Source organism: Chitinophaga sp. LS1 (assembly GCF_034274695.1).
GTDB lineage: Bacteria > Bacteroidota > Bacteroidia > Chitinophagales > Chitinophagaceae > Chitinophaga.
Window position 1 is genome coordinate 4,858,562 of the sequence record NZ_CP128362.1, and the last position, 12,899, is coordinate 4,871,460.

Sequence of the window (12,899 nt, forward strand, 5' to 3'; positions counted from 1 at the left end):
CCGAATTAAACGAGGGTATATCTAACTTTTGATATGCCCTCGTTTTTTTGCAACTTGTATATAATGTGGCACTATATTTACGGGCTTATACACCGCACAACAACGAATGGATGAAAACTAGTTCTACTTTCAGGAGAAATTTGCTAATTGGATTCGGCTTATCCTTATTCCTGCTGATCATCAGCTCCGTCGCATCATTTTTCAGTATTAAAAACCTGATGGAAAGTGCTGCAATGGTAGACCACACCAATCAGGTAATCCAGGGTCTTGAAAACACCATCTCCTACATGAAGGACGGGGAAACAGGACAAAGAGGCTACCTGCTTACAGGCAATGATGAATTTCTCGATCCTTACAGGGGAGCATACGACAGTGCAATAGCAGGTGTGCAACAGGTAAGGCTACTAACTGTGGATAATCCTCCACAACAAACCTCAATAGAACAGTTACGACTCCTCATTATGAGGAGACAGGCACTCCTTCAAAGATCAGTAGAGGCAAAAAAAATGGGCAGGAATATCAGCTATGATACCCTGCAAAGTGGTCGTATGATCATGGACGATGCCCGTAATATCGTGAAGGTGATGGAAGCCAGGGAAAGATCGCTGTTACTGACACGTACTGATCGTTTGAACCGTGTGTCCGGCTATACGCCCATCCTAATTGTGATCGCAGCCATTCTGGCCTTGCTGATCACTTCCGTATTTTATGTAAGGGTAAAACGGGATTTCGAACTCCGTACAGCATTACAGCATGCTTTAGAAGCAAAAGACAGGGAAATCACCCGTCGTATCGATATCATTCAAAATATTGCTGAGAAGATTTCGGCAGGCGACTATGCAACCCGAGTGAATGATGAAGAAAAAGATGGCCTGGGCAGTCTGTCTTTCTCGCTTAATAAAATGGCGGCTTCCCTTGAAACCTCTTTCAACCTGCTGAACGATAAAGAGTGGCACCAGACCGGGGTAGCAGGACTGAATAATAAAATGGTGGGAGAGAAGACGGTAGAGGTGCTCACTGCACACATTATCGAATTCCTCGCTGAATATACCCATAGCCAGGTAGGCGCTTTATATATAAACGACTCTAACAGGAGAATGTGGCTCTCCGGTAGCTATGCTTTCGTACCAACGCCAGATAGAGCAGAGATCAAATTGGGGCAGGGGCTGGTAGGTCAATGTGCCGCCAGTGCCAAAACGATTTTACTCTCCGATGTGGCGCCTGAAAACATCAGCATCAGCTATGCTTCCGGCGAAATAAAACCTGCCGGCATCATCGTAGTGCCTATCAATTTCGAAGGCAGAATTAAAGGTGTGATCGAACTGGCCAGCCTGACTCCGTATACGAAAAATGATATCTCGTTCCTGGAAGAAGTAGGCCACAACATTGGTCTCGCCATCATCACGGCCGAAAACCGCCGTCGTATGCAGGAACTGCTGGAAGAAACACAGGCACAGTCAGAAGAACTGCAAACCCAACACTCCGAACTCGAAAATATCAATACAGAGCTGGAAGCTCAGGCCCAGAAACTGCAAGCCTCTGAAGAAGAACTCCGCGTACAGCAGGAGGAACTGCAACAGGCGAACCAGGAACTGGAAGAGCGCTCCCGCATGCTGGAAGATAGAAATCAGGTGATCGTAGAGCGTAACCTGGAAATCCAGAGAAAGGCAGAGGAACTGGAAGTGAGCACGAAATACAAATCAGAGTTCCTTGCCAATATGAGCCACGAGCTCCGTACCCCGCTGAACTCCATCCTGCTACTGAGCCGTCTCATGGCTGAAAACAACGAAGGCAACCTGGTAGACGATCAGATAGAATCTGCCCGTGTGATCCAGAGCTCCGGCAAGGGCTTGCTGAACCTGATCGATGAGATCCTGGATCTCTCCAAGATCGAAGCTGGTAAGATGGACCTTGAAATGGCCAATGTACCGGTACACGAGATCTGTACAGACATGGAATCCCTGTTTGCACCGATCGCCAGAGAAAAGAACCTCACGTTCAATGTAAACATCCTGGCAGATGCCCCGGCACTGATCGAAACGGATAAAATGCGACTGGAACAGATCCTGAAAAATCTGCTCTCCAATGCGCTGAAGTTTACCGCCAAAGGAGGTGTGACCCTGCAGGTGGGCCTGATGCCTGACCAGCCGGGCTATGTACGTTTTGCAGTGAGAGATACCGGTATCGGTATTCCAAAAGATAAGCAGGTGGTGATTTTCGAAGCCTTCCAGCAGGCAGATGGTTCTACCCGCCGCAAGTACGGTGGTACGGGATTGGGTCTTTCCATCAGTCGTGAACTGACGAAGTTACTACATGGTGAACTGAAGCTGGATTCAGAACCTGAACATGGCAGTGAATTCATGGTGATCATCCCCATACGTCCACAGGAAATGGAGAAGAATGTGATACCAGAACCTACACAGGAAGAAGCAGAAAAAGTATGGCAGGAAGCGCAGCAACCTGTTAATAAATACGCTGACTTTATCGCGACTGATATTCCGGAAGAAATACCTGATGACAGAAACGATATTACCGCGAATGATAAGATCATCCTCATAGTAGAAGATGATACGAGTTATGCCCGCATATTGCTCGACTTTACCCGTAAGCGTGGGTATAAAGGGATTGTGGCAGTAAGAGGTGACCAGGGGCTGGAATGGGCATTGAAATACAAACCGGTAGCGATCCTGCTGGACATAGTACTGCCTATACAGAGTGGCTGGCAGGTGATGGATGCCCTGAAATCTAATCCGGCTACCCGCCATATTCCGGTACACATCGTATCGAGTATGGATGCGAAGCGTGAAAGCTTACAGAAAGGGGCGGTAGACTTTATCAATAAGCCACTGGCACTGGAGCAGATGCCACGCATATTCCAGCAACTGGAAGAAGCCCTGAGCAAAGGCCCTAAGAAGGTACTGATAGTAGAAGAGAATCCGAAACATGCGCAGGCGCTGGCATACTTCCTGGAAAACTTCAGTGTAAGTACAGAAATCACGGGCAATATCAGCAGCAGTATCACCGCCCTGCAAAAGCAGGATGTGAACTGTGTGATCCTGGATATGGGGGTACCAGACCAGCATGCGTACGAAACGCTGGAAACAGTGAAGAATAACCCGGGGCTTGAGAATCTGCCCATCATCATCTTCACAGGTAAGAACCTGTCCCGTGCAGAAGAGCAACGCATTCGCCAGTATGCGGACAGTATTGTGATCAAGACGGCGCATTCTTACCAGCGTATGCTGGACGAGGTAGCACTGTTCCTTCACCTGGTAGAGGAAAAAGGCGGACAGAAACCCAGCCGTAAGCAACTGGGTAGTTTGAAGGAAGTACTGAATGGTAAGACGGTGTTGATAGCAGATGATGATGTACGTAATATTTTCTCCCTGACCAAGGCACTGGAACAACATAAAATGAAGATCGTATCGGCGCTGGATGGTAAAGATGCGATGCAGCAGCTGGAAAATAACGGGGAGGTAGACATTGTGCTGATGGATATGATGATGCCGGAAATGGATGGATATGAAACGATCCGCCAGATCCGACAGGTAGCCAGGTATCGCCACTTACCTATACTGGCGGTGACAGCCAAGACGATGGTCGGTGACAGAGAGAAATGTATCCGTGCGGGAGCTTCCGATTATATTTCAAAGCCGGTAGATATAGACCAGCTGGTATCCTTATTAAGAGTATGGTTGTACGATAATTCCCGTAACGCTTAAAAGACACATGAAAAAGATCCTGATCATAGACGACGATGCGCGTAACATTTACGCATTGAGACTGGTATTGAAGGCAAGAGGTTTTGAGGTATTAACGGCAGTGGATGCCCCGGCGGGGATTCAGATCCTAAAAGAAGGTGGAGGAATTAATGTGGTATTGATGGATATGATGATGCCGGAGATGGATGGGTATGAAGCGCTGTCCATTTTGAGGAATGACCCGGAACTGGCGGAGGTTCCTGTGATAGCGGTAACGGCACAGGCGATGGTCGGGGATAGAGAAAAGTGTCTGGCGGCAGGCGCGAATGGATATGTGAGTAAACCGATCGATGTGGATATACTTTTAGAATTATTGGCGCAACAATAATGACTTTATTTGATAGCCCTCTGCGAGACCTCGCAGGGGGCTTTTTTATACCTGGATAATTTGAACCCCTCCTAAAAAAAACTAAATCGTTTAAGCAATAAAGCGATCTTTGTTCAGTTAATAAATTGTAGGTTTATGCCCGTTTTAATGGTAAAATCTACATTAATTTACATACCAGAATCAGCCATGGGCGGCTTAAAAAACGTAAAATATACCTGTTAACATGGTATTAACGTCGTGGAGATCAGGGAAATATGATATTTACGGTAACAACTGTTAACGATTTCCCAAAATTACGCTGTATGCAGTACATGGATGATTCGGTAATGCTGGCTGCCCTGAAAGGCGGAGATTTGAAAGCTTATCAGTATTTCTTTATGAAATATTATAAGCCATTGTGCCTGAAAGCCAGAACCATGCTAACGGTGATGGAGGAGGCAGAGCAGCTGGTGCAGCATGTATTTGTACAGGTATGGGAGGAACAGCTTTATCTTGAAATAGACCACTCTATGGGTGGATATTTATATAAAATGGTTCATAACAGTTGTGTTAATCTGGTAAAGAAGAGCGATTCCGACGACCGCTTTTCCGCTGATCCCGGCTTATTGATGGTCCGCCACATTGAGTTCCCTTTACCGACACCCTATAGTGTGCTTAGTTTATCCGGCCCGGAAAAAGACCGGGTAGAGCAGTTTAGAAGAATAATGGAAAACGGTGTCCTTTATGCTAAACAGTTATGCAGAGAAGTACTCAGAACACTCAGGCTTCGTAAGTAATAAATAATAATGCCAACGAAAAACCTGTCGCCCTCAGTAGGTGGCAATTTTCCTTTTTAGCCCAATGATTCATAACGAAGAACATATCTTTCAACTGATACTAGAAAAGTTGAGCGGTGAAATAAGCCAGGAAAATCTCGACTACCTGAATAAGGTGGCCGGGGAGGATCCGAGTGTGCAACGCTGTCTGGATGAAATGGAAGACGCGCTGAATGCCGCAGGCCCCGGCTTTATGACGGATGTATACAATGAAATGGCGTGGGGAAAGGTGTTGTCCTTGCTGGATGCAGATCAGATGGATGGACAGCAGCAGGGAAGACACAAGGAGGAAGGACATTTTCAGGAAGAACATTTGCATGGAGAACATGTGCAGGAAGAACATGTGCAGGAAGAACTGAAGGCCGGAGCACCTTCTTCTTCAGAAATTCCTGCACCTGCTGTCATACCTGAAGAACCAGTAGAACAGGTCCGGATTGTTAAAAAATCACCTTCAAAAATATGGCTGGCAGCGGCCAGTTTGCTTGTGCTTGTCCCGGTAGGATTGTTTTTCCTCCTCTCGGCGCAGAAAAATGGATCGCCTGCTTCATTTGCCAGTAATTCCCTGAATGAGGGGATGATCAAACTCCTTCTTGAAAACGGGGATACCATCGGTCTGCCTGAAAACAACAGTGCGGATATTGCTGCTCAGCAGGTAAAACTGCATCCCGTACCCGGTCAGCTCACTTTTACGCCTACCGGCAATGCCAATGGCTGGAACACCTTGCTGGTTCCTACGGGCAGAGACTACAGGGTAGTCCTTGCCGATGGTTCACAGGTACATCTCAACGCATTTTCCCGACTCCGCTTCCCCTTTGCTTTTAATGGCAGTACCCGGGAAGTCTACCTGGAAGGAGAAGCTTATTTCAATATCGCCCCTGATCCCCTGCATCCTTTTATAGTGCATACGGGTACAATCACTACCAAAGTACTGGGTACGGCATTTAATGTGAATGCCTATACAGATAGTATGGTCGTTACCTCCCTGGTACAGGGAAGTGTGAGTACAACCCGTAGTCAGGAAGCTGTTGTGTTGTTAAAGCCCGGTATGGAGACTGTGTATGCTTCAGGACACTCACAAATTGTGCGTGCATTTGATGAAAATATAACCCTGGGATGGCGCAAAGGAGAATATACTTATTATAATCAACCATTGAGTTCCATCGATGCAGTGATCCGCCACTGGTATGGTAAAACATTGGTTTTTGAAGATACTACACTGACTACTAAAATGCTCACAGGTGTGATAGAGAGAGACCATCCTATCACCGAATTCCTCGACGGTCTGAAAAAAACTTCTGGTATAGCATACCAAATTACAGCAGAGAAGATATATCTTAGTAGCAATAATTAAGAGGGTGTCTTTCATTGCCGGTAAACGGTTATTCCGCACTGCGGGTATTGCCGTTTTATCCCGGAATGCAAGCCTTCCTCCGGACGAAAGCATTTACGTTGTGATATAAACTCAACCCATTCGATACTTGTCAAAAGTAAGCCAACATTAAAACTCAAGGATGGCGAAGCATGTTTGTAGCGCTATTGGAACCCTTTGTGTTTTATACCTATTTTTACTACCGTCTGCTGTCCTGGCCCAACCTGCTGACCACAGCGTGAAAGTAACGGTGGTGGGTAAACACTTTCCATTATCTGCTATTTTTAAAAGTATTTCAAAGCAGACTGGTTACTATTTTGTTTATGATAATGCTATCCTGGATGAGTCAGAAAAAGTAACTGTACACTTTCGAAAAGTACCCTGGGAGCAGGTATTACAAGTCGTTTTACAAAGTAGAAACGTTAGCTGGACATTGCTGAATAACAGGATCTTTTTACAAAAAACGGCGGATGTCAGCATTGTTCCCATACCGGTTCCTGCAAAGGATTCCCTGCCGTATGTGGTAAAGGGATACATCAGAACAGAAGGTGAACAACCCGTGCCCGGTGTAACCGTGCTACTCAAAGGTACCTCCCGTGGCATTACTACGGGAAACGATGGTGCATTTGAACTGAGCCACCTGCCCCGCAATGCGGTATTACATATTTCATCACTGGGGTTTGCACCGCTGGATACGGTGTTGACACCTTTTCGTACACATGTGATCCACCTGTCAGAAGCTGTTAATAGCCTGGATGCCGCTGTGATAATTGGTTATGGTGCCAGTAGCCGCCGCCTGCTCACGGGCAATGTGAACCGCGTTTCCGCGCAGCAGATCGCTACCCAGCCGGTGGTGAATCCACTCACGGCCCTGCAGGGACAGATCCCCGGTTTACTCGTCATGAATGCCAATGGACTGCCCGGTGCTGAAATCAAAGTGTATATAAGAGGTCGTAATTCCATTGCTGCAGGCAATAACCCTTTGTTTATTATAGATGGGGTGCCTTTTGATATCACCCCGCTCAATGACCTGGATGAACTACAGGGTGCTATTAAGTATATCAGCCCGTTTAACAGCATCAATCCGGCAGATATAGAAAGTGTCGACATTCTCAAAGATGCGGATGCTACGGCCATCTATGGCTCCCGTGGGGCCAATGGGGTCGTACTCGTGACCACGAAGAAAGGGAAAACGGGAAAGCCCCTCTTTGACCTGAATATTTCACAGGGCGCCGGCCGTACTGCAGGATCTCTCAGCATGCTGAATACCACCCAATACCTGTCCCTGCGCAGAGAAGCTTATCGTAATGACGGCGTTACACCTACTGTGGCAGAAGCCCCCGACTTACTGCTCTGGGATACTACCCGTAATATGAACTGGCCGAAATACCTGACTGGTGGCACCGCCCCTGTTACCAATGTACAACTGAGTTATTCCGGGGGGAGTGAACGCACTACTTTCAGACTGGCAGGTAACTATTATAGACAGGGTTCCGTATTGCCTGCTGCATTGACGTATGCCAGGGGGGGCGGGCATTTCAGTATACAGCACCACGATGTCAGTGAGCGCTTTGAAATCAACAGTACGACTTTATTTACAACAGATAATAACCAGAGTATTTCCAACGATCTCTTTTCGCTGGTGAACCTGCCTCCTGATTATCCTATGTATGACCGCAATGGAAAGTTCTTCTGGGGTTCCTATCTCGATAATCCGGCAGCGTATTTAATACAACATGCGAATAGTCAGACAAGCAATTTACTGAGCAATGCCGTATTGCGCTATCGGTTATTGCCAGGGCTGTACCTGAAGGCCAGTGGCGGTTATGCCCGTATTGATATGCAACAGACCTTTTCCTTCCCGCAATCTTCACAGCATCCGGAAAATGCAGTGACCAGTTTTACAAGAGTGGCGGACAACAGAAGGGCGGGATATATTATAGAACCACAGGCCGATTACACCTTACGTATTGCCAAGGGGAGTTTGCATGCTTTGATAGGCGGCACCTTTCAGCGTACTCTGAGCAATGGGCAGTTTGCCGAAGGCAGGGGCTATGCAGATGAAAATCAGCTAGGCTCACTGAAGGGTGCGGATACCATTATCCGTAAGGCGGATACGCATGGGGAATACAGGTACATTTCTTTCTTTACCCGCTGGAATTACAACTGGCAGGACAAGTACCTGCTGAATGTGAGTTATAGAAGAGATGGTTCTTCCCGTTTTGGACCTGGCAGACAGTTTGGCGACTTTGGTGCTATCGGTGCAGCCTGGATCTTTTCAGAAGAACAGTGGATGCAGGGCCTGACCTGGCTGAGTTTTGGTAAACTCCGTTTGAGTGGCGGGATCACGGGCAATGACCAGATACCGGATTACCAATATAAGAGCAACTATGGGGTGAATGGAAATTACCAGAACAGTAGTACGCTATCCCCTTTGCGCATTGCCAATGACGATTATAGCTGGGAGGAGAACCGAAAGCTGGAAGCAGCATTGGAACTGGGGTTTCTGCATGACCGGTTATTTTTTGCCATTGCAAGGTATGACAATTGGAGTAGTAATCAGCTGGTAGGGTATCAGTTACCGGGCATCTCCGGTTTTTCCAGTTACCAGGCGAACCTGCCGGCCATAGTACGCAACAGAGGTTGGGAGATAGAGTTGACAGCCACCATCATACGAAATAAGCAATTCGGCTGGAAGAGTACTCTGAATGCCACATTCTTTGGCAATAAATTACAGTCATTCCAGGGGTTAGCGGCATCTTCCTATGCAAATACATTTGTGATCGGGCAATCGTTGAACATTGTGAGGGGCTATCATTTTCAGGGGGTGAATCCGGAGACGGGTGTCGCTAAGTTTGAAGATGTGAATAAGGATGGCATGCTTTCCAGCGCCAATGATTTTGTAACGATATCTAACAAAGATCCCCGTTATTATGCCGGGATTACAAACGATCTTACTTACAGACAATTTTCGCTCAGTTGCTTTCTGCAATATGTACGGCAGCAGGGCAAAACATTTGTCAATGCACCGGGTGGTCAGGGCAATGAAACCATTGCAGCACTTAGCCGCTGGCAGCACTATGGCGATCAGACCAATGTGCAGCGGGCCAGTGCCACGCCGGGTAATGAGGCGTATGATCTGAGTGCAAACCTGACACTGTCCAATGCTGCCTATATGGATGCTTCTTACCTGCGGCTCCGGAATATCAGTGTCTCTTATGAACTGCCTGTGACCTGGACAAAGCGGGCGCACCTGCGCAAGTGCAGGGTATATGCAGAAGGGCAGGACCTGTTCACCATTACACCATACAGTGGTGCAAACCCTGAAACACAGCTGGCACTGCCACCGATGAAGATCATCACGGGTGGTGTGCAGTTAACACTATAGTAAATGAGGTATGTAAGAATCATATTACTGGCGCTTAGCCTGGTCTCGTGCAGGAAACTGCTCACAGTGTCCACGCCGGACAGTGAGCAGAGTTCTGATGACGTATTTAGTGAAGATGCCAGTGCGGATGCCGCTGTGGCAGATATTTATTATACCATGGGTATGTATTACAATGGTAACTTACTGTCTGTGATCAATGGGATGACAGGGGATGAAGGGGGAACATTGAATGCGTACTATCAGCGTTATGTGAACAATAGTATTCCTTCGGATGATGCACAGATCAACCTGATCTGGAAAGCTTATTATAAAGCGATTTATCGTTGTAATTCAGTAATGGAAGGATTGTCGCAATCAACAAAGCTATCTCCAGAAAGGGTGCAGCAATGGACGGGAGAGGCAAAGTTTATGCGGGCATTGTGTTATTATTATCTCGTAAACTGCTGGGGGGATGTGCCATATATAACCACGACAGATGTGGATCAAACTGCGCTGGCGTATCGTATGCGAACAGATAGTATCTATGCATGGATGCAACAGGATCTACTCAGTGCGATCAACTTATTATCTGAAAAATATCCGGGAGCGGAGCATGTAAGAGCCAATAAATGGGCGGCCATGGCATTGCTGGCGAGGGTGGCATTGCAGGGTGGAGATGCTGGCAAAGCTGAATACTATGCATCGCAGGTGATTGATGCCGGCATGTATCGGTTATGTGTACCTGATAGTGCATTTCTATACAATAGTCCACAGGCAATTTTACAGATCTGGACCAGTGAAGGTTATACCTTACCCGGGCAAATGTTTATCCCGCTGGATGATGATGCATCTTACTATCCATTATCAGCGGATATGGTAGCGGCGTTTGAAAATGGAGATCAGCGCAGGGCATCGTGGACACGGTCTTTTGTATATGGCGGCGGTACTTACTATTATCCTTATAAATATAAAAAGCGCGGGGCTACAACCGGAGAAGACAAAGAATACCTGATGGTGCTGCGGTTTGCAGAGCAATACCTGATACGGGCAGAGGCGAGGGCACAACAGGATAATTACACGGGTGCGATTGCCGACCTGGATGTGATCAGGGCAGGGGCAGGATTAACTGCGCTGGATATTGTCAATGACCGTGCACATTGTATGGCAGCCTTAGCGCAGGAGCGACGGGCAGAATTATTCTGTGAATGGGGAGACCGCTGGTTCACCTTGCAACGCATGGGTACTATGAGTCAGGTGCTGGGTGCTTTGAAACCCGGTTTCTGGAAAGACTGGGCGGCATATTACCCCATTCCGCAGCAGGAGCGGGACAAGGATCCTAATTTAACACAGAATCCAGGGTATCAATAGCAAAGCTATAGATGTAGTCTCTGCATTGTACCACCAGTTTATCATGGAAGATATTGATGCGGAGTACTTTTTCCGGTTTCAGTGGCAGGTAGAAACTACCCAGGTATTGATTTGTATGAATGTCATATTTGTCAATCGCAGTATTATTGCTGAATTTCCCTTCTGCTTCGTGGTCTCCTTTCAGGAGGGAGTGTACGAACAACTTTCCTTTATATACAAAACTGGCATTGTTGATCATCGGGTCAGGTCCCTGGCTGGTGAACACATGTTCCTTGCGGGCAGTGGCTTCGGCCAGCTGGTAGCGGAAGTGGCTGGAGGTATCGATGGTATGGCCTGCCTGTAATTTTTGCAGGGAGGTATCGAAGCTGAAGAACTGATTGACGTAATAATAGGTATAGATGAGTTGTTTGGTAGCGGTGTCGTAAATAAGGCTGCCGTCAGTACTCACGCCTCCGTCCTGGTGCAGGATAGAGAGGTTCTTTTCGGTAGTAATAGTATTGGTGGAGGTATTGATTTTCAGGAATTGCTGATCGGATATTTTCCTGTCCAGTTTGCGGAGAATGAACTGATCGGGAGCGATGGCAATGGCCTTTGAAAAGCCGCCGGGAGGAAGTCGGAAGATCTGTGCGTTGCCACCGGAGAGGGGTAGGGTAATGATAGCCGGCATGTTATAGCCATAGATGTGTACGAAGGGAGAATCGATGGTAGTGTAGAAATACGTTTGCAGGGAATCGAGGAGTCCCTGCGAGAGGGTGATCCTGATCCGCTTGGGGTGTTGAAAATGGTAGTCCGTACAGAGAATGACGGTAGGGTCTGTGGTGGTGAAGAAGAGTTGGGTGGCGGTAGCGCCGCTTACGAGCTGGATGCTGTCGCCGGTAGGCATATTGCCCAGTGGGGTGAGGAAGTGAGCTGGCTGGATGGATCTGTCAAATCCATTGCTTACTTTATTGGGCAGTGGCGCAGACATTACCAGAAAAGTGACGATAGCGATGGCGCTGAGGAGGAGGAAGGAGAGAGTTAAAATAGCTTTGCGCATGGTTATTTGTTATATGAAATGGGGGCTGATGCTGATAGGATCAGCCCCTGAAAATTTTAGGAATGTTGGCTTATGGGCGATAGATCACATTGTAGCCATTGTCGATATCCATGGCACATACGATCCTGTTCCCGCCAAGGCAATACTGGATTTTAATATCGCTGGCGAGGCCCGTTACTAAGGTACCCTCCCACAGTATCCAGGTGATTACACGTTTTTGGTTGGCAAACGCGGAACCGGCCGCCAGAACAGCGGCGAGCAGGGTGATACTAAGGGTCTTTTTCATGGTCTTAAAGATTAATGTAGTTGATAAATGCCTACTCTTTTCTACAGGTTTTCGGCGGTTCCTGACAATGTTCTTCATAGATGCTTCTTTACATGCAATAGGATGCCGATGGTAGTTATGATTATGAACGCTGAATTAAATATGATATGAGCCTGCCAGGAGAGGTGTTGGAGCACGCCTCCGCAGGAACAGGGTATATAAGGGCTGTACCTGAGCATAGCGACCAGGTAAATAGTGAACAGGCAGAGTAGAAAAAAGGAGCAATATAGGCCCTGTAAACGGGTTTTATTGACCAATAGCAGACCGGCAATGACGAGTTCTCCCAGGGGCAGTGCCCATGCGATCATATTCGAATATTGGGTAATGAAGGGAGATTGGCTGAGTTGTCTGCTGAATACGGAATAATCCAGCAATTTGCTGATACTGGTATATACAAACAGGAAGACCAGCAATGCTGATATTAGTTCAATCCATCTTTTTTTAGGCATAGGGCTAGAGATGGGGACTAATATAGGGCTTATTTTTAATTTGTTTGTAAAAAAATAAGGACCGTTACTACGGTCCTTATT

9 protein-coding genes are annotated in these 12,899 nt (G+C 47.1%); 6 read left to right on the forward strand and 3 right to left on the reverse strand.

Going from position 1 to position 12,899, the window contains the following annotated elements:
- Positions 1-110 precede the first annotated feature (110 nt).
- The 6 genes from QQL36_RS20135 (at position 111) to QQL36_RS20160 (ending at position 11,008) form a co-directional block, all read left to right on the forward strand.
- Positions 111-3,722, forward strand: a complete 3,612-nt coding sequence (locus QQL36_RS20135; RefSeq protein WP_321566583.1) for a response regulator — start codon at positions 111-113, stop codon at positions 3,720-3,722.
- A gap of 7 nt (positions 3,723-3,729) precedes the next feature.
- Complete coding sequence (locus QQL36_RS20140; protein ID WP_083721796.1) at positions 3,730-4,089, forward strand: response regulator; 360 nt, start codon at positions 3,730-3,732, stop codon at positions 4,087-4,089.
- 302 nt (positions 4,090-4,391) lie between these two features.
- Positions 4,392-4,865, forward strand: a complete 474-nt coding sequence (locus tag QQL36_RS20145) for a sigma factor (protein ID WP_179091020.1) — start codon at positions 4,392-4,394, stop codon at positions 4,863-4,865.
- A 64-nt stretch (positions 4,866-4,929) separates the two neighbouring features.
- Entirely contained in the window at positions 4,930-6,255 is a 1,326-nt protein-coding gene (locus tag QQL36_RS20150; protein WP_321566584.1) for a FecR family protein, read from the forward strand.
- A 160-nt stretch (positions 6,256-6,415) separates the two neighbouring features.
- A complete protein-coding gene (locus tag QQL36_RS20155; protein ID WP_321566585.1) occupies positions 6,416-9,661 on the forward strand; it encodes a SusC/RagA family TonB-linked outer membrane protein in 3,246 nt (1,081 codons plus the stop codon).
- A gap of 3 nt (positions 9,662-9,664) precedes the next feature.
- Complete coding sequence (locus QQL36_RS20160) at positions 9,665-11,008, forward strand: RagB/SusD family nutrient uptake outer membrane protein (protein ID WP_321566586.1); 1,344 nt, start codon at positions 9,665-9,667, stop codon at positions 11,006-11,008.
- Here the strand turns inward: QQL36_RS20160 and QQL36_RS20165 are convergent.
- The 3 genes from QQL36_RS20165 to QQL36_RS20175 all read right to left on the reverse strand — a co-directional run bounded on the left by QQL36_RS20165 (position 10,977) and on the right by QQL36_RS20175 (position 12,818).
- Positions 10,977-12,044, reverse strand: a complete 1,068-nt coding sequence (locus tag QQL36_RS20165; RefSeq protein ID WP_321566587.1) for a hypothetical protein — start codon at positions 12,042-12,044, stop codon at positions 10,977-10,979. The genes QQL36_RS20160 and QQL36_RS20165 overlap by 32 nt on opposite strands.
- 70 nt (positions 12,045-12,114) lie before the next feature.
- Positions 12,115-12,330 (reverse strand): hypothetical protein, encoded by a 216-nt coding sequence (locus tag QQL36_RS20170; RefSeq protein WP_143708765.1) that lies wholly within the window; start codon positions 12,328-12,330, stop codon positions 12,115-12,117.
- Positions 12,331-12,404: 74 nt separating this feature from the next.
- Entirely contained in the window at positions 12,405-12,818 is a 414-nt protein-coding gene (locus QQL36_RS20175; protein WP_083721789.1) for a MauE/DoxX family redox-associated membrane protein, read from the reverse strand.
- Positions 12,819-12,899 lie beyond the last annotated feature (81 nt).